The organism is Microbacterium sp. 22215 (genome assembly GCF_052045655.1).
Taxonomy (GTDB): Bacteria; Actinomycetota; Actinomycetes; order Actinomycetales; family Microbacteriaceae; genus Microbacterium; species Microbacterium phyllosphaerae.
The window spans coordinates 277,799-298,583 of sequence record NZ_JBQEPC010000001.1; the positions used below are offsets into that span (position 1 = coordinate 277,799).

Genomic DNA, 20,785 nt, shown 5'->3' on the forward strand with positions numbered 1-20,785 from the left:
CTACCGGTCGGTTCGCGGTGCCACGGGGACGGACCCGGTCGGAGATCCGGTGAGCGCCTCGGCGTCGGCGATCGCGACGTCGGCGGTGCCCTCGACGGTGCCTGTGCCCTTCTCGGAGTCGGCCTTCGCACGCTCGCTCGTGGTCATGCGGGTCAGCGGCTTGTTCGGCAGGAACAGGATCGCGATCAGGCTGATCACGGCGAGCGGGATGCCGATCAGGAACGCGTGCGAGATGGCCTGTGCGTAGTAGTCCTCGATGATCGACCGCACGGGCTCGGGAAGCAGACGCACCTCGGGGAGCGTCCCGCTGGACAGCTGAGCCGCGACCTCCGCGCCCTTCTCGCCGAGCTGGGCGATGGCCGCGCCGATCTTCTCCTTGCCGTCGCTGAACAGGCTCGTGAGCGAGTTCGCCAGCACGGCGCCCATGACCGAGACGCCGATGGTGCCGCCGAGGCTGCGGAAGAAGGTGACACCGGAGCTCGCGACTCCCATCTCGGTCGGCTTCGCGACGTTCTGCACGATCAGCACGAGGTTCTGCATCGTCATTCCCACTCCTGCTCCGGTGAGGAACATGTACAGGGAGACGAGCGCGAAATTGGTGTCGTAGTGCAGGGTCGACAGCATGGTGGAGCCCGCGATCAGCAGCACCGAGCCGAGGATCAGGTAGCCCTTCCACTTGCCGAAGCGCGTCACGAGCTGGCCGATCACCATCGACGAGATCAGCAGCCCGGCCATCATCGGCAGCGTCATCAGGCCTGCCTCGGTCGGCGAGGCCCCCCGCGACAGCTGCATGTACTGAGCGAGGTAGACCGAGGTGCCGAACATGGCGACGCCGATCGAGATCGAGGCGACGACCGACAGCGTGAAGGTGCGGCCGCGGAACAGCGACAGCGGGATCAGCGGCTCGACGACTTTGATCTCGACGATGATGAACGCGATCGTGGCGATGACCGCGCCGCCGACCATGAGCACCGTCTCGGTGCTCCACCAGTCGAACGTCGTGCCGGCGTTCGTCACCCAGATGAGAAGCAGAGACACCGCGGCGGAGAGCAGCACGATGCCCAGGTAGTCGATGGATGCCTTGCGGGTGCGCTCGGTGCTGATGTGCAGGGTCTTCTGCAGGATGATGAGCGCGGCGACGGCGAAGGGCAGGGCGACGAAGAAGTTCCAGCGCCAGTTGATCGTGTCGGTGACCCAGCCGCCCAGCAGCGGTCCGCCCACGGTCGCGACGGCCATGACCGCGCCGAAGAGCCCCATGTAGCGTCCGCGCTCTCGGGGGCTGATGATGTCGGCCATGATGACCTGGCTGAGGGCGGCGAGGCCGCCTCCGCCGATGCCCTGGATGGCACGGAACGCGATCAGCGTGTCGGTGTCCTGCGCGAAGCCCGCGGCGGCGGTGGCACCGACGAAGATCACGATCGCGAGCTGGATGAGGAGCTTGCGGTTGAACAGGTCGGCGAGCTTGCCCCACACCGGCGTCGAGATCGCCGTGGTGAGGAGCGTCGCGGTGATGACCCAGGTGTAGGCGGCCTGATCTCCGCCGAGGTCGTGGACGATGACGGGCATGGAGGTCGAGACCACCGTGGTGGCGATCATCGAGACGAACATGCCGAGGAGCAGGCCGGTCAGGGCTTCGAGCACCTGGCGGTGCGTCATCCGAGTGGGGGAGTCCGTGGTCATGCGGAGCCTTTCGCGAGTCGCTGGGTCGTGCTGCGTCAGCTCTGGCGCGGCGTGTAGATGGTTGAACTTCGTCAACTATATGCAAGTGGTTGATGTTCGTCAACCATCTCCTGCCGTCCCATCGGTTCGCGTTATGCACAGACGTTTCGTCGGAAAAGATGGGTAGAGATGTTCGATCGTGATCAAGTCGGCCTTGAAATACGAGATGTCTTGGACAAAACTGGCCGAACGAAGCGACGACGTCGATGTGGGCCGCTGAGGGGCGGCCATCCCCATTCATCCACGGGTCGTGATTCCTGAGGGGGAATGTGCAATGTCAAGGAATGACACGCAGAGGAAAGTGCTCGCAGTGTTGGCCGGAGGGCTCGTGCTCGGTGTCGGGATCGGGGTGACGCTCGCCGCCTGGAACGACTCGGAGTTCGCGACAGGCACGTTCACCGCCGGATCCTTCAACCTCGAGGGCTCGACGACGAGCGCGACGGCAGGCTACGCGAGTCACAACGTCGACACGGGCGGTTCCGCCGCGTCGCTCGTCTTCCAGCTGCCTGCGGTGGCGTCGTCCATGGCCCCCGGCGATGTCGTCTACGCACCGTTCTGGGTGCGTCTCGACAGCACCACGACCAACAGTGCGACCCTGCTCCCCACGGGTGTCACCGCCGGCACCGGTGGCAATGAGGCCAATCTCTCCTACGTCGTCACAGCCATAGCGCCGGGCGCCACCTGCGGTGCGGGAGCGACGGGCACCGTCGTGGCCACGGGCACGACATTGAGCGCCCAGACCGCGCCCACGTCGGTACCGCTCACGAAGGGGGCCACCGCGGGAACGGCCGGAACCGCCGTCCAGCTCTGCTTCGCGGTCACCGGAGGCGCCGGCCTCACTCAGGGTGCATCGGCCACCGCGACCTGGAAGTTCACGGCGACGTCGACCGCGAACTGATCATGACCGACACCCGCAGACGCATGCGGGAGCGGAAGAGGCTGCTCGCGCGTCGGGTGCGCGCCCTGCTCGCGGGAGGGCTGGTGCTCGGCATCGGCACGACGGCCACTCTCGCTGCCTGGAACGACTCGGAGTACGGCACCGCGACCTTCACCGCGGGCCGATTCGACATCGTCGGTGCGGTCGACGGGACGACGTTCACGAATCACCCCGTCGGCACGCCGGGCGCGCTGTCGTTCAGCACTCCGTTCAGCGCGCTCGCGCCGGGGTCGACCGTCTATGCGCTGTTCAGCGTCAAGACCGCCAATCCGTCGGTCGCAGGGACGCTGCAGCTCAGTGTGTCGTCGACCGGGGGAACGGGCCTGGGCACGTACCTGCGTTACGGGGTGCGGTCGATCGCGGGAATCGCCTGCAATGCCACCACGTACACGGCCGGGACCGCGGTGGTGCCCGACAACTCCGCGATCGGCACCGCCGGCACCGGCACTCAGGCCGTCGCGGCCAACGGCACGTCGACGGTCAACTACTGCTTCGCGGTGACACTGCCCGCGGGCACGCTCAACGCCGCGCAGGGGCTGACCGCGATCCAGACGTGGCAGATCACCGGGACCTCCTCCTGAGGCGACGGCGAAGAAGAGGGAACGAACGATGACCGTGCAGCCGACGAGGCGGAGCCTGCGGGAGCAGGCGTCGACGGTCGGCGAGCCCTCGGCATCCGTGGCTGTGTCGTCCTCTCTCCCTCGTGCGCGGCATCGCGGGATCGGACGGATGCTCGGGGACGCCCTGCTCTGGGTCGCTGCAGCGGCCGGAGTGCTCTGCATGGTGCTGGTGGTGCTCGCGCTCACCGCGAACATCACGCTGATCATGTTCCGCACCGGCTCCATGTCTCCCACCATCCCGGCCGGTTCCGTTGCCGTCGTGCAGAGCGTCCCCGCCTCCGAGATCGACGTCGGAGACGTGGTCACGGTCGATCGAGAAGGGGATCTGCCCGTCACCCACCGAGTCACCTCGGTCTCTGCCGGCCCGACCGACGCCCAGCGCGTGATCACGATGCGCGGAGACGCGAACGCGGCGGACGACCCCTACCCCTACACCGTGCAGACGGTGCGCGTCGTGCTCTTCTCCGTGCCCGGCATCGCGACCGTGATCGTGGCCATGGGCGACCCGCTGGTGCTCGGCGGTCTCACGATCGGAGCGTCGGTGCTCGTCGTCTGGGCGTTCTGGCCGCGTTCGTCACGGCGACGCCGTGACGACGACACCCCGAGGGCACCATGACGGACGCGAGGGCGGTGGCGTCGCGCCTCCTCGCCATCGTGCTCGGCGCGACGGCGGCCGTCGTGTGTGCAGCGCCCGCATGGGCGGCACCGACGACGGAGATCGTGCAGGGCGATGTGCTGCGGATCGTCTCGGTCGCCGACTGGGAGGCCGCGTCCGACATGCTCCCCGGACAGACCATGCAGTGGGACGTCACGGTGAGCGCCGAGGCGTCGGATCCCGGCGTCGTCAGGGTCGGCGTGAGCGCGAGCGGTGATGCCGCGATCGTGGTCGACGTGAGCGCCTGCGCGCAGGAGTGGGGTCCGACCGGATGCTCGAGCGGCGCCTCCGAGCTCATGGCCGCCTGGCCGGTGCCCCGCGACGGCACCGAGACCCCGCTCGCGGAGATGACGGACTCCGAGGTCATGCACCTGCGCCTCGAGGTCAGACTCGAGCGAGCGGACCCGGGGACGACTCAGGTGCGCGTGCACGCCTCGGGTGCCGGAGAATCCGTCGTCGTCGGACCCGACGGCGGTCTCGCGACGACCGGGCTCACACCGGTCGTTCCGTGGTCGCTCGGCGTCGCGGCGGTGCTGGTCGGCGGTGGGCTCACGATCGCCGCCCGCACGCGTCGAGGACCGACGGCAGGGGAGGATGCCCCATGAGGAACCTCGCAGAGAGCTCGCGCCGTCGCCGCGCGCTCGCCGCGATCGCGGGGGCGGCCCTTCTCGTGGGCATCGGACTCGCTCCCGCCGCCCAGGTGTCCGACGCGTCCTTCACCGACGCGGAGCAGGCGCAGACCACCTTCACCGCCCGCCTCCTGCCGCCGCAGATCACGAGCATCCCCACCTGCATCCGTCCTCCCGCGCTGGGCGGATCGTTCATGAAGGTCACCTGGGAGTGGCCGGCGGTCACCCCCTACTCGAGTTTCTCCGGCAGCAACGTCGAATGGCGGGTGGGCACCAACGTGATCGTCCCCGCGGTGACCGGCCCGGACGCGCAGGGCCGCTACACCGCCGACATCACCACCGGTCTGCTCAGCGGACTGCTCGGGTCGTTGCTCGGAGCCGACATCGTCATCGAGATGCGCACCACATACGGCACCTGGAAGACCTCGACGACGCCCACCACGGTCACCTACAACGCGCCGCTTCTGTCGACGGCGGTCTCGTGCACCCCGGTGAACGGGACGTGACGCGGCCCGCGAGACTCAGTCGGCGAGGGCGAGCGCGCGGAAGGCGTCGCGCTCGCGGAGGTGCTCACGGCGGCTGGCGGCTGCGGCGGCCGTGGCCTCGGCGATCCGCGTCGGCACCTGCATGCCGGTGGTGCGCCGGTACAGCTCGTCGATGAGGTCGGTCGCCAGGCCCACCAGCTTCGCGATCTCGCGGTCGTCGCGGTCGATCCAGACGCACTTGGGCTCGTCGTGGATGGGGGAGAAGTCGACGTGCTCCTCCCACACGAACAGCGTGCGCTCGGCGCCGAGCACGTGCTGCTGCCACCACACCTGACGGAGGTAGGTGCGGGGGATGCCGCGGAACGCCTTGTTCGTCGTCTTGATCTCGGCGAGCTCGACGCGTCCGCCCGCATCGACGGCGATGCCGTCGGGGGTCGCGAGGTGGCGGTGCTCGACCTCGGCGCGGAACAGGGCGGAGGAGGGAAGGATGCCGTGCGTCGCAGCGACCCAGGCGGCGATCTCGGGCTCGCGGCGCCGACCGTGATCCGTGTACGCGTTGCCGCCGAAACGGGGACCGCCGCCGAGCTTCGAGTCTGCAGCGCGTGCGATCGATCGCTCGCTCGTGAGACCGGCCACATCCGTCGCGGTGATGCCGCGTGAGCGGGCCCGCATCCAGGCCACGCGGTCGCGGGAGTCCGCGACGATGCGAGCTTGGAGTTCCGGGGTCACCCATCGAGCGTAACCCCGGTCAGGGACTCTCGTTCCCCGTACACGCCGCTCCGCGGCATCCCCCGGTCCGTCCGGTCGTCGCTCAGCCGAGGGTGGGCCAGCCGTCGGGTCCGGGCGAGCCGGCGACGTACTCCTCGAGGGGTACCTCGTCTCGGTGCCACGCCTCGAGGATGGGCGCGACGATCCGCCAGCACTGCTCGGCGGCATCGCCGCGCACGGCCAGCAGCGGGTCGCCGTCGAGTACGCCGGAGAGCACTTCGGCGTACGCCTTGAGCGCCCCCTCGCCGAGCTCTGCCGACAGCGTCGCGCGCTCCAGCTCGAACGGATCCTCTGCGGCGTTCAGGTTCAGGTCGAGCGAGATCCGGTCGGGGCCGAGCGAGAAGCGGAGGGCGGCGCCGGCAGACGAGCCGGTCAGTCCGGTCGGCAGGTGCCTGACGGGACGGAAGTGCACGACGATCTCGGTCGCCGGCGTGCCGAGCGCCTTGCCGGATCGCAGCCGGAACGGCGTCCCCGCCCAGCGGCTGTTGCGCACCTCGAATGTCGCCTCCGCGAGGGTCTCGGTCTGGCGCTCGGGGTCGACGCCGGGCTCGTCGACGTACGACGGCTTCTCGGCACCTCCGACCGTGCCGGCCGTGTAGCGCGCCCGACGCGACGACGCCACCGGGTCGTCGCCCCACACCGTGGTCGCCCGGAGAACGGCGCTCGTCGCCGCGCGGAAGTCGACCTCGTCGAGCGTCGTCGGCTCCTCCATCGCCAGCACGGCGAGCACCTGCAGGAGATGGCTCTGGATCATGTCGACCAGCGCCCCGGCCGAGTCGTAGTACCCGGCGCGGCCCTCCAGGGCGAGCGACTCGTCATAGACGATGTCGACCGACTCGATGCTCTCGGCAGACCACAGCGGTTCGAGGATGCGGTTGGCGAAGCGCGCGCCGAGCAGGTTGAGAGTGGTCGAACGACCGAGGAAGTGATCGACCCGGAAGACCTGACTCTCGGGGACCAGTGCCGTGAGCCTGCGGTTCAGCGCTCGCGCGCTCTCCTCGTCGGTGCCGAACGGCTTCTCCATGACGAGGACGGCGCCGTCGGGCAGCATGTCGGGCGTCAGCGCAGCGATCGACGCCGCCGCGACCGAGGGCGGCACGGCGAAATAGATCGCCACCTGCCCGGTGCGGTCCTTCAGCACCGCGCGAAGGTCGTCGGGTTTCGTGATGTCGGTCCGCACGTATTCCACGTCGACGCGGGAGGCGGCGGCCTCGGCATCCATCGTCGCGAACGCCGTGCGGACGACGGCCTCGAGATCGGCGTCGGTCAGCTCCTCGCGGTCGGCGCCGACGATGCTCACCGAGCGAGAGGGCTCTCTCATCAGCAGCTGTCCCAGCGCGGGAAGGAGGAGACGGGAGGCGAGATCGCCACCGGCTCCGAAGATCACGAGCGTCGTCGCATCGGCCATGACCCCACCGTAACCCGTCCACCCCGTCGACAGTCGTGCCAGAATCGGTCGATGCCCGCTCCCATCGAGGACTACGCCCTGCTCAGCGACTGCCGCACCGGCGCGCTCGTCTCGAAGGAGGGCAGCATCGACTGGCTGTGCCTGCCTCGCTTCGATGCGCCGTCGCTGTTCGGAGCGCTGCTGGGGGAGGCGCCTCACGGATGCTGGACGCTGCGTCCCGTCGATGAGACGGCGACCTCCGAGCGGCACTACGTGTCGGACACGTTCATCCTCGTCACCCGGTGGGAGACGTCGGACGGTGTCGCGGAGGTGCACGAGTTCATGCCGCTGCATCCGACGCGCAGCGATGTCGTGCGTCGGATCGTCGGCATCGCAGGTCAGGTCGAGTTCGTCACCGAGCTGCGTCTGCACTTCGACTACTCCCGCAGACTGCCGTGGGTGCGTCAGGTGGGTACGAGCGAGCAGCCGGCGCTGTCGGCGACCGCCGGACCGGAGGCGGTGATCGTGCGCGGACTCCGGCTCGTCGCGGAGGACCACAGGCATCGGGGGACGCTCACGGTCTCGGCTGGAGAGGTCCGAGACCTGACTCTCAGCTGGTTCCCCTCGCACGAGCATCACCCGGCACCGCTCGACGTCGACGACGCGATCGCCGCCACGCGAGCGTGGTGGCAGGGCTGGGCGAGCGGCATCCAGCACGACGGTGCCTACCGTGGCGAGGTCGTGCGGTCGCTGCTCGTGCTGCGGGCGCTCACGAACAGGGACACCGGTGGCATCGTGGCCGCGGCGACCACGTCGCTCCCCGAGGAGTTCGGCGGCTCGCGGAACTGGGACTACCGCTTCGTCTGGCTGCGGGACGCCGCTCTGACGCTCGAGGCGCTCATCGCCCATGGATTCCTCACCGAAGCGCACCACTGGCGTCGATGGCTGCTCCGAGCCGTCGCCGGTGAGCCGAACGAGGTGCAGATCATGTACGGGATCGCCGGGGAGCGCGACCTCATCGAGCGCGAGCTCACGAGCCTGCCCGGCTACGGAGGGGCGGCGCCGGTGCGGATCGGCAACGGCGCCGTCGACCAGTACCAGGGAGATGTGATCGGCGAGGTGCTCGTCGCACTCGAGTGCGCCAGGATCGCGGGCCTCGAGGAGGGCGACTTCTCGTGGCCCCTGCAGCGGGCGCTCATCGAGCAGGTGATCGCGTCCATCGACCGCCCGGACAACGGCATCTGGGAGATCCGGGGCGAGCCGCAGTGGTTCACCCACTCCCGGGTCATGATGTGGGCGGCTCTCGACCGCGGCGTCCGCGCCGTGCGGGAGCACGGCCTCGCCGGTGACGCCGATCGCTGGGCGACGGTGCGCGACGGTCTGCGCCGCGAGATCGACGAGCGCGGCGTCGACGCGGACCACGGGTACTTCATCCAGCACTACGGCTCCACCGAGGTCGACGCCTCGCTGCTCGTGCTCCCACAGGTCGGGTACTGCGCCGCCGACGACCCGCGGATGCTCCGCACCGTGGAGCAGATCGAGCGCACCCTGCTCACCGACGGATTCCTCCGTCGCTACCGCACGGAGTCGGGTGTGGACGGGCTCGACGGCGATGAGCATCCCTTCATCGCGTGCAGCTTCTGGCTGGTCGAGCAGTATGCGACGAGCGGTCGTGTCGACGAGGCGCGCGATCTGATGGAGCGGTTGATCGGGATGACGAACGACCTCGGACTGCTGTCGGAGGAGTACGACGTCGCGAACGCGCGGCAGGCGGGCAACACCCCGCAGGCGCTCTCGCACCTGAGCCTCATCCGCGCCGCCGACGCGCTCGCGGGCCACGGAGGTCGCGCCGCGCACCGTCGGTGATCCCGACCGATTTGGGGCCGAGGATGCCGTGGGGTACAGTTGTCGTAACCGAAGACCGCTGGTCATCGTCGTGTGCGCAAGCGCATGAGGATTGAAGCTCTGCTCAGCAGGGGCCCGCGCAGGACACGAACTTCTCAAAGCTCCGTGCGCTTGCGCCGGAGCTTTTCTGTTGCCAGGGGTCGGAACCGGTGCCTCACCGCCGTGAGGCACCTCGTACACACCAAGGAGTGACCATGGCGCAGAAGGATGCATCGGTCGCCGAGCTCACGAAGTCATTCGAGGACTCGACTGCCGTTCTGCTGACCGAGTACCGCGGTCTGACGGTTGCCCAGCTCAAGGAGCTGCGCAACAGCATCCGTCAGGACGCTGAGTACGCCGTGGTGAAGAACACGCTGACCAAGATCGCCGCCAACAAGGCTGGCATCACCGCGCTGGACGACGACCTCAAGGGTCCGTCGGCCGTCGCGTTCGTGCACGGTGACTTCGTCGCCACTGCAAAGGCTCTGCGTGACTTCGCCAAGGCCAACCCGCTTCTCGTGATCAAGTCCGGCATCTTCGAGGGCAACGCCCTCACCGCCGACGAGGTCAACAAGTACGCCGCGCTCGAGAGCCGTGAGGTTCTGCTGGCGAAGGCTGCGGGCATGATGAAGGCCACGATGGGCAAGGCTGCCGCCACCATCGATGCTCTTCGCGAAAAGCTGGAGACCGCCGAGGCCGCGTAAGCGACCTGACGTTCTCGTTCAACAAACCCCATCTATCTAGGAGATACATCATGGCTAAGCTCACCACTGAGGAGCTGCTCGAGCAGTTCGCCGGCCTGACCCTCGTCGAGCTCAACGACTTCGTCAAGGCGTTCGAGGAGAAGTTCGAGGTCACCGCTGCTGCCCCCGTCGCCGTTGCCGGCGCAGGTGGCGGAGCTGCTGAAGAGGTTGAGGAGAAGGACTCCTTCGACGTCATCCTCGAGGCTGCTGGCGACAAGAAGATCCAGGTCATCAAGACCGTCCGCGAGCTCACCTCGCTGGGTCTCGGCGAGGCCAAGGCTGTCGTCGACGGTGCTCCCAAGGCCGTGCTCGAGGGCGCGAACAAGGAAGCAGCCGAGAAGGCCAAGGCTGCCCTCGAAGAGGCAGGCGCCACGGTTACCCTCAAGTAATCCGTTCCAGGTCGCGGCATAGCGCCTCGCCCTGGAAGCGTCTGAACGCTTCACGAAAGCCCCGGGTCCGCCCGGGGCTTTCGTGCGTCCGGGGGCGAGATCGGGTTCAGCGTCGCCCGGCGGTGGAACTGCGCACGACCAGGGCGGATGCCGTGACGGTGCGCTCCCGGGGCGAGTCCGGATGGTCGATCTGCTGCTGCAGCAGGCGCACCGCCTCGTGCCCCTGCTCGCGCGGCGACTGCTTGATGGTGGTCAGCGCGAACATCTCGGCGTGCTGATGGTCGTCGACCCCGACGATGCTCAATTCCGTGGGCACCGCGATGCCCAGGCGGCGTGCGGCGATCATCGCCCCGATCGCGGCCTCGTCGCACACGCCCACGATCGCCGTGGGGCGGCCCCGGCGATCGGCCAGCAGCTCGACGGCGGCGGCGTAGCCGCCGGGCATCGTGGGGGAGGCATCCGCGATTCGCGCGACGGCCTCGAGCCCCGCCGCGGCGAGGGCTTCGAGATAGCCCTCGACCCGCTGGGCGTCGCCGAAGCTGAGATCATCGGGGTCCGCCGCGCCCCCGACGAAGGCGATGTCGGTGTGTCCGAGCTCGATGAGGTGCTCCGTCGCGATCCGCGCGGCGGCGACGTCGTCGATCGACACGGCACTGGAGCCTTCGCTGTACGGGCCCACGCTGACCAGCGGACGCTCGGAGCGGTGCAGCCGATCGAGCTCCTGCGCACTCGGCTGGATGCCGACGGCGATGATCCCGTCGAACCGCCGCCCGGGAAGCACCGTGTCGAAGAGCCGCTGCCTCGTCTCGGTGCCCTCGCGGATCCCGTACAGGGCGAGTTCGTAGTCGAGGGCGAACAGCGACTCCTGGATGCCTGCGAGCAGCTCGGAGAAGTACCAGCGGTCGACCGGGGGCATGATCACGCCGACGGTCTGCGTACGGCCGGTGGCGAGGCTCGTGGCGGAGGAGTGGGCGACGTACGCCAGTTCGTCCGCAGCGTCCGCGACCCTCCTGCGAGTGCCCTCCGAGACGTAGCCGCGACCGCTCAGTGCTCGGCTCGCGGTGGCCTTCGACACGCCTGCGCGCGCCGCGACGTCCGCGATCGTGCTCATCGGTCCTCCTCGACCATGCGTCCGGCGCCTCAGCCCCTCCTGCGCGCCGATGACAGCGTAGCCGCTCGTCGCGGGGAAAGGAACCGGTTCCAGGCCGAAAGTGAGGGAGCGCTCCCATGCGGGCGATCCACGGAGTCGAAAAGGTTGCGAGCTTGTGATCCTGGCGTGTTGTGTCGGGGTGTTCGACCCCGATAGGTTGTCCTGGAATCGGTTCCCGATTCTGTGCCGAGGGGCGGCGCAGAATGAGCGGGGGGCCGTGAAACTCGAAGAGGAGAATTCACATGGGTCTGTCACAGCGTTCGCGGCGTTACGCGCCGATCGCCCTGCTGGGAGTCGCGGGCATCGCGCTCGCCGGTTGTGGTGCTCCCGGCGGATCGACGGGCGGCGGCGGAGGAGGCGGCGGCGACAACACCGTCACGATCTACGGCACGATCGTCGAAGGAGAGGCGGAGCTCCTCGCGGAGTCGTGGTCGGACTTCGAGAAGGAGAACGACATCACGATCAAGTACGAGGGCAGCCAGGACTTCGAGACGCAGCTCGGTACCCGCGCACAGGGCGGCAACCCGCCCGACATCGCGATCTTCCCCCAGCCGGGTCTGTTCGCGGACTACGCGGCGCGCGACTACCTGAAGCCGGCTCCCGACGCGGTCGAGGCCAACGCGAAGAAGTACTGGACGCAGGGCTGGGTCGACTTCGGCACGTACAAGGACGAGTTCTACGGCGCACCGCTCATGGCGAGCGTCAAGGGCTGGGTCTGGTACTCGCCCAAGAAGTTCGCCGAGTGGGGCGTCCAGGAGCCCACGAGCTGGGATGAGCTGCTGACGCTCACCAAGACCATCCAGGAGAAGAGCGGCACGGCTCCGTGGTGCGCCGGCTTCGAGTCGGGTGTGGCGACCGGCTGGCCCGGAACCGACTGGATCGAGGACCTCGTGCTCCGCAACGCCGGTGCCGACGTCTACGACCAGTGGGTCAAGAACGAGGTCCCGTTCACGGACCCCCAGATCAAGGAGGCGTTCGACGCCACGGGTGAGCTCCTGCTCAACCCCGACTACGTCAACGCCGGCTTCGGCGACGTGCGCTCGATCAACTCGACCGCGTTCGGCGACGTCGCGCCCAAGGTCGCGAGCGGCGAGTGCGCGCTGACCCACCAGGCATCCTTCCTCTCGGGCTTCTTCCCCGACGGCACGGACATCTCCGAGGACGGCGACGTCTGGGCCTTCCTGCTCCCGAGCAAGAGCGAGGACGAGACGTTCATCACCGGTGGTGGCGAGATCGTCGGCGCGTTCAGCGACGACGAGGCGACGCAGAAGGTGCTCGAGTACCTGTCGAGCCCCGAGTGGGCTGACAAGCGTCTGGCTCTCGGCGGCGTCACGTCGGCCAACAAGGGCGTCGACATCGAGGCCGTCGAGAACCCGATCCTCCAGGAGTCGATCAAGCTGCTGCAGGACGACTCCGTCACCTTCCGCTTCGACGGTTCCGACCAGATGCCGGGTGCTGTCGGCTCGGGCACGTTCTGGAAGGGCATGGTCGCGTGGATCAACGGAACCTCGACCGATGAGGTGCTGACGCAGATCGAGACCGGCTGGCCGTCCAGCTGACCGGATGAGGTGGGCCACCCGAACGGGTGGCCCACCTTCTCATCTCCCAACCGGTCCGCGCATCGTCGCGCGGACCGCTGATCAGCTCCGTCTCATGAAGGGGAATCCATGAACGCGACTGTGTTCTTCCAATGGATCGGGACTCTGCCCCCGATCGCCCAGGCTCTCGCCGTCGTCATCGCCTTCGCGGTGGTCGTCGTGGTGATCCTGCTTCTCGTCGACATCGCGCCCCGCAAGGGCGCCCTCTACACCGGCATCCGCCTCGCGATGTGCCTCCTCATCCCGCTCGCGGTGATGTGGTTCTTCAACTCCTACTACTGGGCGATGGGAGTCGCGGTCGCCGTCGGTGCCCTGTTCTTCTTCCTGGACTACCGATCGCGCGACGGTGTGGGATACCTGATCCAGCTGGTCGCGTTCATGGCGCCGGCGATCCTGCTGCTCCTGGCCGGGCTCATCCTCCCGTCGATCCAGACGGTCTACGCGTCGTTCTGGAACTCGACGGGAAGTGACTTCGTCGGCTTCTCGAACTACCTGTGGATCTTCACGCAGTCCGATGGCGTGACCTCGGTCGTGAACACGATCGTCTGGGTGCTGCTCGTGCCGACCCTGTCGACCCTCATCGGCCTCGCCTACGCGGTGTTCATCGACAAGACCCGCGGCGAGAAGATCTACAAGCTGCTGGTCTTCATGCCGATGGCCATCTCGTTCGTGGGTGCCAGCATCATCTGGCGCTTCGTGTACGCCTACCGTGGCCCCGAGTTCGAGCAGATCGGTCTCCTCAACCAGATCCTGGTCTGGTTCGGCGGAGAGCCGCAGCAGTTCCTGCTCAACGGGCCGTGGAACAACCTCGCCCTCATCGTGGTGCTGATCTGGGTGCAGACCGGTTTCGCGATGGTCGTGCTCTCGGCATCCATCAAGGGAGTCCCTGCGGAGCTTCTCGAGGCGGCCGAGCTCGACGGCGCGAACGCCTGGGAGCGCTTCTGGTCGGTGACGATCCCGTCGATCCGACCGGCTCTCATCGTGGTGCTGACGACGATCTCGATCGCATCGCTGAAGGTCTTCGACATCGTGCGCACGATGACCGGTGGAAACTACGGCACGTCCGTGCTCGCGAATGAGATGTACACGCAGTTCTCCAAGTTCGAGGCGGGACGCAGCGCTGCGCTCTCCGTCATCCTGTTCATCCTGGTGCTGCCGATCGTGATCTACAACGCGCGCCAGATCAAGAAGCAGCGGGAGATCCGATGACCGACACCGTGAACTCAGACACCGGCCAGAGCACGAGGGCGATCACCACCGCCGGACGCTTCGAAGCCTCCGCAGGGCGAGCGCGCAAGCGCCTCAGCCGGCCGTGGGCGACAGTCGCCTCGATCGTCATCGCCGTCCTCTGGACGATCCCGACGCTCGGACTCTTCATCTCGTCGTTCCGTGAGAGGGATGCGATCGAGACCACCGGCTGGTGGACCTTCTTCACCAACCCGCAGTTGACCCTCGACAACTACGCGGCCGTGCTGCAGTCGGGCACCACGCAGCTGACCATCCTGGAGTCGTTCTTCAACTCCATCGTGATCACGATCCCCGCCACGGTCATCCCGCTGATGATCGCCGCGATGGCCGCATACGCGTTCTCGTGGATCGAGTTCAAGGGTCGCAACGCGCTGTTCATCTTCGTGTTCGCGCTGCAGATCGTGCCGATCCAGATGGCTCTCGTTCCGCTGCTGTCCTCGTTCTCGCGAGGCATCAACCTCTTCGGGATCCAGGTGACCGAGGGGCTCGACATCTCGGGCGGCTACGCGCAGGTGTGGATCGCGCACTCGATGTTCGCGCTGCCGCTGGCGATCTACCTGCTGCACAACTTCATGTCGGAGATCCCGGGCGAGATCATCGAGGCCGCGCGCGTCGACGGTGCCTCTCGTGGGCAGATCTTCTTCCGGGTGGTGCTGCCGCTGACGATGCCGGCGATCGCGTCGGTCGCGATCTTCCAGTTCCTCTGGGTCTGGAACGATCTGCTCGTCGCACTCGTGTTCGCCGACGGCGCCGCATCGCCGATCACCAAGGTGCTCGCCGAGATCACCGGTCGTGGTGAGGGCTGGTACCTGCTCACCGCCGGTGCGTTCGTGTCGATCATCGTGCCGCTGATCGTGTTCTTCTCGCTGCAGCGCTACTTCGTGCGCGGACTCCTGGCGGGTTCGACGAAGGGCTGATCGGTTCACGCCGACATCTGTGACACACGATGCCGCGGCCGGGTGCAACACAACCCCGGTCGCGGCATCGTCGCACGTACGCTGTGAACATGAAGTACGCAGACTCCATCGTCGACCTGGTCGGCGACACGCCCCTCGTGAAGCTCCAGCACGTCACCGAGGGTGTGGAGTGCACGGTGCTCGTGAAGCTCGAATACCTCAACCCCGGCGGATCCGCGAAGGACCGCATCGCCTCGCGCATCATCGACGCGGCAGAGGCGTCGGGGGAGCTGAAGCCTGGTGGCACGATCGTCGAGCCGACGAGCGGCAACACCGGGGTGGGGCTGGCCCTCGTCGCCCAGCAGCGCGGCTACAAGTGCGTCTTCGTGCTGCCCGACAAGGTGGGCGAGGACAAGATCGATGTCCTCCGTGCGTACGGTGCCGAGGTCGTGGTCACTCCGACCTCGGTCGCAGCCGACAGCCCCGAGTCGTACTACAGCGTCAGCGATCGGCTCGCCCGTGAGATCCCAGGCGCGTTCAAGCCCAACCAGTACGAGAACCCCAACGGCCCGCGCAGCCACTACGAGACCACGGGCCCCGAGATCTGGCGCGACACCGACGGCGCGATCACGCACTTCGTCGCGGGTGTCGGCACGGGCGGCACCATCACGGGCACCGGACGGTACCTGCGCGAGATCTCGGACGACCGCGTGCGCATCGTCGGGATCGACCCCGAGGGCAGCGTCTACAGCGGCGGCACCGGGCGTCCGTATCTGGTCGAGGGGGTCGGCGAGGACATCTGGCCCGGCGCCTACGACCCGAAGATCCCGCACGAGATCGTCGCGGTCGGCGACGCCGAGTCGTTCGCGATGACCCGCCGCCTCGCCCGGGAAGAAGGCATCCTGGTGGGCGGATCGAGCGGCATGGCCGTGGTCGGCGCCCTGCGCGTCGCCCGGGAGCTGCCCGCGGATGCCGTGATGGTGGTGCTCCTGCCCGACGGCGGCCGCGGCTACCTGAGCAAGATCTTCAACGACGGGTGGATGCGGTCGTACGGGTTCAGCGAGGTCGAGGAGGGCGAGACGGTCGCCGACGTCCTGGCCGCGCGCTCATCCCGGCTCGGTGAGGGCATCCCCGATCTCGTGCATGCGCACCCGACCGACACCGTGCTCGAAGCCATCGGCATGATGACCGAGTACGACGTTTCGCAGCTGGTGGTGCTGAGCGCCGAGCCTCCTGTGATGATGGGCGAGGTCGTCGGCACGGTCGACGAGAAGGGGCTGCTCGACCTGCTCTTCCGCGGAGACGCGAAACCGGCGGATGCCGTGGGCGCTCACGTGGGGGAGCGGCTGCCGCTGATCGGCATCCATGCTCCGATCGCGCAGGCACGCGCGGCGCTCGCCGACGTCGACGCGCTTCTCGTGACGATGGACGGCAAGCCGCACACCGTGCTCACCCGGCAGGACCTGCTCTCGTACATCTCGCGCTGACGCCGGGCAGCGGAGCACTGACGCCGGGCGTAACAGGGGCGGATGCCCGGGGCGGGGCGGACGTAGGCTGAGACACATGTCCGAGCATGCTTTCGCCACCCGAGCCATCCACGCAGGTCAGGCGCCTGACCCGACCACGGGGTCGATCATCCCGCCGATCTACCAGGCGTCCACGCACGTGCAGGACGGCATCGGCGGATTCCGCGACGGGTACGAGTACAACCGTGCGGGCAACCCGACGCGCTCATCGCTCGAGACGCAGCTCGCCGCTCTCGAGGGCGGGGCGAACGCGCTCTCCTTCGCGTCGGGGCTCGCCGCCGAGGACGCGCTGCTGCGCGGCATCCTGAAGCCCGGCGATCACGTCGTGCTCGGCAACGACGTTTACGGCGGCACCTACCGCCTCTTCGCTCGTGTGCTCTCGCCGTGGGGGATCGACTTCACGACGGTCGAGCTGTCGGACGTCGACGCCGTGCGCGCGGCGATCCGCCCCGAGACGAAGATCGTCTGGATCGAGACGCCGAGCAACCCCCTGCTGAAGATCGTCGACATCGCTCTCGTCGCCGAGATCGCGCACGCGGCCGGGGCGATCGCGGTCGTCGACAACACCTTCGCGTCTCCCGCGCTGCAGCAGCCGCTCTCGCTCGGTGCCGACCTGGTCGTGCACTCGACCACCAAGTATCTCGGCGGGCACTCCGATGTGCTCGGGGGCGCCGTCGTCTTCGGCGACGACCGTTTCTTCGAGCAGATCAAGTTCCAGCAGTTCGCGGTCGGTGCCGTCTCGGCCCCGCTCGACGCCTGGCTCACGACCCGCGGCATCAAGACCCTCGCGGTGCGGGTGCGCCAGCACTCCGAGAACGCGCAGGCGATCGCCGAGTGGGCCGCGGCACGCCCTGAGTTCGCGACCGTGTACTACCCGGGGCTCGCCTCGCACCCCGGCCACGACGTCGCCGCACGTCAGATGAGCGGATTCGGCGGGATGCTCTCGCTGGGCCTCTCGGCGGGGGCTGCGGCCGCCAAGGCCTTCGCGGAGTCGACCGAGCTCTTCCAGCTGGCCGAGTCGCTCGGCGGAGTCGAGTCGCTGATCGGCTACCCGCCGGACATGACCCACGCCTCGGTGCGCGGAACGGCCCTCGCCGTGCCCGAGAACGTCGTGCGTCTCTCGGTCGGCATCGAGGGTGTCGACGACCTCATCGCGGATCTCGAGCAGGGGCTCACGCGCCTGGGCTGACCCCGGAGCGGCGTTCGCGCGCCGAGGTCGTACGGATGCATGGTCAGATGACGGATGCAGGTCGAAACCGCGCGTTTCGGCCTGCATCCGTCATTTTCGGCCTGCAGGTGTGAGTGATCCGGGCTGTGCGCGTGTTCGCCGGGCCGCGTCCGTGGTCCGGCGGGGCTGTAGCATGGAGACTTCGCCCGGATCGAATCGTTTCGAGACTCCTCGACGATCCGACCGCTCTCGCGACTCGATCTCATCCCCCTCGAACTCCGGAAGGACCGTCGTGCCCGACGCTCCATACATTGACCCCCGCCAGACGAGCCCCGTTCCTGAGCGGACCGCCACCGGCAGCATCCGCATCCCGTCGTCGACGGGCGCCATCCGCACCCTCGGATCGAACCCGGCCACCGCGCCGATCATGCTGCACCCCGGTGACTCGATCTCGAACGGTCGCCGCGCGCTGTACATCGTGCTGCTCGGCGCACTCACGGCGCTGGGTCCGTTCACGATCGACCTGTACCTGCCCGCGTTCCCGGTGCTCGAGCAGGACTTCGAGACCACGGCCGCGGCGATCCAGCTCACCCTGACCGGCACCATGATCGGCTTCGCCCTCGGGCAGCTCGTCGTGGGCCCTCTGAGTGACAAGGTCGGCCGGCGCATCCCGCTCATCGTCGTGACCGCCCTGCACGTGCTGGCCAGCGTGGCCGCCGCCTACGCGCCGACGCTGCCGCTGCTCAGCGGCGCGCGCGTGCTGATGGGTGTCGGCGCCGCCGCCGGTGGCGTCGTCGCCATGGCGATCGTGCGCGACCTGTTCGGCGGCCGCCGTCTTGTCGTGATGCTGTCGCGTCTCGCCCTGGTGTCGGGCGTCGCCCCGGTGATCGCACCGCTGATCGGGTCGTGGCTGCTCACCCTGATGCCCTGGCGGGGGATCTTCGTGGTGCTCGCCCTCTACGGCGTCGTGATGCTGGTGTCGACCGTGGTGTTCATCCCCGAGACGCTTCCCGTCGCCCGTCGCCAGGAGAAGGGCGGGTCAACCGTTCTGCAGCGCTACCGTTCGGTCTTCTCCGACCGGGTCTTCATCGGCGTGCTGATCATCGGAGGCATGACGTTCTCGGGCCTCTTCTCGTACCTGTCGGCATCGCCGTTCCTGTTCCAGCAGACGCACGGGCTCGATGCGCAGCAGTACGGACTGCTGTTCGCGGTCAACTCGCTCGGCGTCGTCGCGGGCGTGCAGACGGCCTCGCGGCTCGCCGCACGGTTCGGCCCGCAGTGGGTCATGGCGTACTCGACGGCCGTGCTGCTGCTCGCCGGGGCCGCCATCATCGTGACCGACCAGCTCGGCCTCGGCCTGTGGGGCACGGTCATCCCGCTGTTCGTGTTCATGACGGCCTGCGGATTCACGTTCCCGAACGTGCAGGTGCTCGCTCTCGACCGGCACGGCAAGGCGGCGGGAACCGCGGCATCCGTGATCGGAGCCACGAACTTCGGCGTCGCGGGGCTCATCTCCCCGGTCGTCGGATGGATCTCGCACGGGGCCGGAATCACCGCGACAACCATGGCCTCGGTGATGGTCGGATGCGCGGCGATCGGCGTCCTGTCGCTGTGGCTCATCGTGCGTCCTCGGACTGTCGGCATGCTCGCTCCCTGATTCTCAGCATCCGACCGGCAGAATGGTGCGATGAGACGACGCACGCTGCTGTGGTGGGGAATAGGGATGCTCGCTGCGGCGACGGCCCTCGGAGCGGCGATCGTGTTCGGGTACACCGAGCCGCCGGGGTTCGACACCTGGTGGAACAGCGAGGTCGTCGAGAACCGCGCCGACTGGATGCTGTCGTTCGCCCTGATCCTCAATGACATCGGCGGCGGTCTGATCGCGATCCTCGTCGTGCCCCTTCTCGTGATCATCGCGCTGCTGATCGCCCGGCGGTGGCAGGCGGCCGTCTTCGCCGCCGCGGCGTTCCTCGCGAGCGCCGGTGCGGTGCAGCTGCTGAAGCAGCTGTTCGGTCGTGCGCGGCCCGAGGACATGATCGTGGTCAGCGACTTCGGATCCTTCCCCTCGGGTCACACCGCCAACGCCGCGACCATCGCGGTGGTCCTGTGGCTGGTGTTCCCACGGGTGTGGACCGCGCTGCTCGGGATCCTCTGGATCATCGCGATGGCGGTCTCGCGCACACTGCTGTCGGTGCACTGGGCGACCGACACGATCGGCGGCGCGCTCGTGGGCGCGGGAGTGGTGCTCGTGCTCGGAGCCTGGCTGTTGCCGTGGGTGAGCAGGAAGGCGCGAGAGGACCCGGCGGTCGCGCCGATAGGCTGACGGAACCCCCCCATCTCTTCGAGGAGCAGCAGTGTCGCGCATCCGCCCGTATCGCCCGTCAGACCGCAACGCGATGTACGACATCTGCACCAGGACCGCGGATGCCGGAGCCGACGCGACGGGGATCCTCTCGGACGACTCGCTGTGGGGTGATCTGTTCGCCGTGCCGTACGTCGAGCGGCATCCGGATCTCGCGTGGGTGGTCGAGACCGATGACGAGCGCGTGATCGGCTACATCGTCGCGACCGATGACACCGAGGCTTTCGCGACCTGGTTCCGTGACGAGTGGTGGCCGACTCGGCAGGAGCGGTATCCGCGTGCAGCCGAGCCCACGACTCGCGAGGAGCGGATGATCGAGCACGGGTACAGCCAGGCGCCAGGGCGCAACGCGAACGCAGCGGAGTACCCCGCCCATCTGCACATCGACCTGCTGCCCGAGACGCAGGGGCAGGGGCTCGGGCGCCGACTCATCGAGACGCTCTTCGCCGAGCTCACCCGCCGCGGAGTGTCGGGGTTGCACCTGGGCATGGACCCGAACAACACCGGCGCCGCCGCTTTCTACGAGCGACTCGGCATGTCTCCGCTTCCGGCGGAGCCCGGCGGGCAGAGCTACGGAGTGAGATTCGGCTGAGGGCGGGACTCTGGCTTTTTGGCGGTGAC

The 20,785-nt window shown here is 68.2% G+C and carries 20 protein-coding genes; 16 read left to right on the forward strand and 4 right to left on the reverse strand.

Annotated features, from left to right (window positions below; all coding sequences use genetic code 11):
- Entirely contained in the window at window positions 1-1,680 is a 1,680-nt protein-coding gene (locus ACTJKH_RS01440; protein ID WP_440735478.1) for an MDR family MFS transporter, read from the reverse strand.
- A gap of 340 nt (window positions 1,681-2,020) precedes the next feature.
- Here ACTJKH_RS01440 and ACTJKH_RS01445 point away from each other — a divergent pair, with 340 nt between their 5' ends.
- Genes ACTJKH_RS01445 through ACTJKH_RS01465 form a run of 5 tightly spaced genes read left to right on the forward strand, consistent with a single transcriptional unit; the run spans window position 2,021 to window position 5,066 of the window.
- Window positions 2,021-2,617, forward strand: coding sequence for a SipW-dependent-type signal peptide-containing protein (locus ACTJKH_RS01445; RefSeq protein WP_440735479.1), 597 nt, complete (start codon window positions 2,021-2,023; stop codon window positions 2,615-2,617).
- A 2-nt stretch (window positions 2,618-2,619) separates the two neighbouring features.
- Entirely contained in the window at window positions 2,620-3,237 is a 618-nt protein-coding gene (locus ACTJKH_RS01450) for a SipW-dependent-type signal peptide-containing protein (protein ID WP_440735480.1), read from the forward strand.
- A 28-nt stretch (window positions 3,238-3,265) separates the two neighbouring features.
- Complete coding sequence (locus ACTJKH_RS01455; protein WP_259162172.1) at window positions 3,266-3,892, forward strand: signal peptidase I; 627 nt, start codon at window positions 3,266-3,268, stop codon at window positions 3,890-3,892.
- Window positions 3,889-4,536 carry a hypothetical protein gene (locus ACTJKH_RS01460; protein ID WP_440735481.1) on the forward strand — a complete coding sequence of 216 codons (648 nt, stop codon included), beginning with the start codon at window positions 3,889-3,891 and terminating at the stop codon, window positions 4,534-4,536. Before ACTJKH_RS01455 ends, ACTJKH_RS01460 begins: the two co-directional genes overlap by 4 nt.
- On the forward strand, window positions 4,533-5,066 hold the full coding sequence (locus tag ACTJKH_RS01465; protein WP_440735482.1) for a hypothetical protein: 534 nt from the start codon (window positions 4,533-4,535) through the stop codon (window positions 5,064-5,066). Before ACTJKH_RS01460 ends, ACTJKH_RS01465 begins: the two co-directional genes overlap by 4 nt.
- A 15-nt stretch (window positions 5,067-5,081) precedes the next feature.
- Here the strand turns inward: ACTJKH_RS01465 and ACTJKH_RS01470 are convergent, their stop codons facing one another.
- Entirely contained in the window at window positions 5,082-5,774 is a 693-nt protein-coding gene (locus ACTJKH_RS01470; protein ID WP_210098677.1) for a YqaJ viral recombinase family protein, read from the reverse strand.
- 82 nt (window positions 5,775-5,856) lie between these two features.
- A complete protein-coding gene (locus ACTJKH_RS01475) occupies window positions 5,857-7,221 on the reverse strand; it encodes a glucose-6-phosphate dehydrogenase (protein WP_440735483.1) in 1,365 nt (454 codons plus the stop codon).
- Between the two features lie 51 nt (window positions 7,222-7,272).
- Here ACTJKH_RS01475 and ACTJKH_RS01480 point away from each other — a divergent pair, with 51 nt between their 5' ends.
- The 3 genes from ACTJKH_RS01480 (at window position 7,273) to rplL (ending at window position 10,216) form a co-directional block, all read left to right on the forward strand.
- Entirely contained in the window at window positions 7,273-9,066 is a 1,794-nt protein-coding gene (locus ACTJKH_RS01480) for a glycoside hydrolase family 15 protein (protein ID WP_440735484.1), read from the forward strand.
- A 233-nt stretch (window positions 9,067-9,299) separates the two neighbouring features.
- Complete coding sequence (rplJ, locus tag ACTJKH_RS01485) at window positions 9,300-9,788, forward strand: 50S ribosomal protein L10 (RefSeq protein ID WP_210098674.1); 489 nt, start codon at window positions 9,300-9,302, stop codon at window positions 9,786-9,788.
- Window positions 9,789-9,838: 50 nt separating this feature from the next.
- Window positions 9,839-10,216 (forward strand): 50S ribosomal protein L7/L12, encoded by a 378-nt coding sequence (gene rplL / locus ACTJKH_RS01490; protein ID WP_042539579.1) that lies wholly within the window; start codon window positions 9,839-9,841, stop codon window positions 10,214-10,216.
- 106 nt (window positions 10,217-10,322) lie between these two features.
- On the opposite strand, the gene ACTJKH_RS01495 is transcribed toward rplL, so the two are convergent.
- Window positions 10,323-11,327, reverse strand: coding sequence for a LacI family DNA-binding transcriptional regulator (locus ACTJKH_RS01495; RefSeq protein WP_440735485.1), 1,005 nt, complete (start codon window positions 11,325-11,327; stop codon window positions 10,323-10,325).
- Between the two features lie 281 nt (window positions 11,328-11,608).
- Between ACTJKH_RS01495 and ACTJKH_RS01500 the strand changes: the two genes are divergently transcribed.
- The 8 genes from ACTJKH_RS01500 (at window position 11,609) to ACTJKH_RS01535 (ending at window position 20,756) form a co-directional block, all read left to right on the forward strand.
- Entirely contained in the window at window positions 11,609-12,925 is a 1,317-nt protein-coding gene (locus ACTJKH_RS01500) for an ABC transporter substrate-binding protein (protein WP_440735486.1), read from the forward strand.
- 108 nt (window positions 12,926-13,033) lie between these two features.
- Window positions 13,034-14,173: a carbohydrate ABC transporter permease gene (locus ACTJKH_RS01505; RefSeq protein ID WP_440735487.1), complete on the forward strand. Its 1,140-nt coding sequence runs from the start codon at window positions 13,034-13,036 to the stop codon at window positions 14,171-14,173.
- Window positions 14,170-15,129: a carbohydrate ABC transporter permease gene (locus ACTJKH_RS01510; protein ID WP_210098670.1), complete on the forward strand. Its 960-nt coding sequence runs from the start codon at window positions 14,170-14,172 to the stop codon at window positions 15,127-15,129. The genes ACTJKH_RS01505 and ACTJKH_RS01510 overlap by 4 nt, the downstream gene beginning before the upstream one ends.
- An 89-nt stretch (window positions 15,130-15,218) precedes the next feature.
- Complete coding sequence (locus tag ACTJKH_RS01515) at window positions 15,219-16,595, forward strand: cystathionine beta-synthase (protein ID WP_440735488.1); 1,377 nt, start codon at window positions 15,219-15,221, stop codon at window positions 16,593-16,595.
- 76 nt (window positions 16,596-16,671) lie between these two features.
- On the forward strand, window positions 16,672-17,823 hold the full coding sequence (locus ACTJKH_RS01520) for a cystathionine gamma-synthase (protein WP_440735489.1): 1,152 nt from the start codon (window positions 16,672-16,674) through the stop codon (window positions 17,821-17,823).
- A gap of 406 nt (window positions 17,824-18,229) precedes the next feature.
- A complete protein-coding gene (locus ACTJKH_RS01525) occupies window positions 18,230-19,459 on the forward strand; it encodes a multidrug effflux MFS transporter (RefSeq protein WP_210099238.1) in 1,230 nt (409 codons plus the stop codon).
- Between the two features lie 30 nt (window positions 19,460-19,489).
- Entirely contained in the window at window positions 19,490-20,125 is a 636-nt protein-coding gene (locus ACTJKH_RS01530) for a phosphatase PAP2 family protein (protein ID WP_440735490.1), read from the forward strand.
- Between the two features lie 31 nt (window positions 20,126-20,156).
- Window positions 20,157-20,756 (forward strand): N-acetyltransferase family protein, encoded by a 600-nt coding sequence (locus ACTJKH_RS01535; RefSeq protein WP_440735491.1) that lies wholly within the window; start codon window positions 20,157-20,159, stop codon window positions 20,754-20,756.
- Window positions 20,757-20,785: the final 29 nt, after the last annotated feature.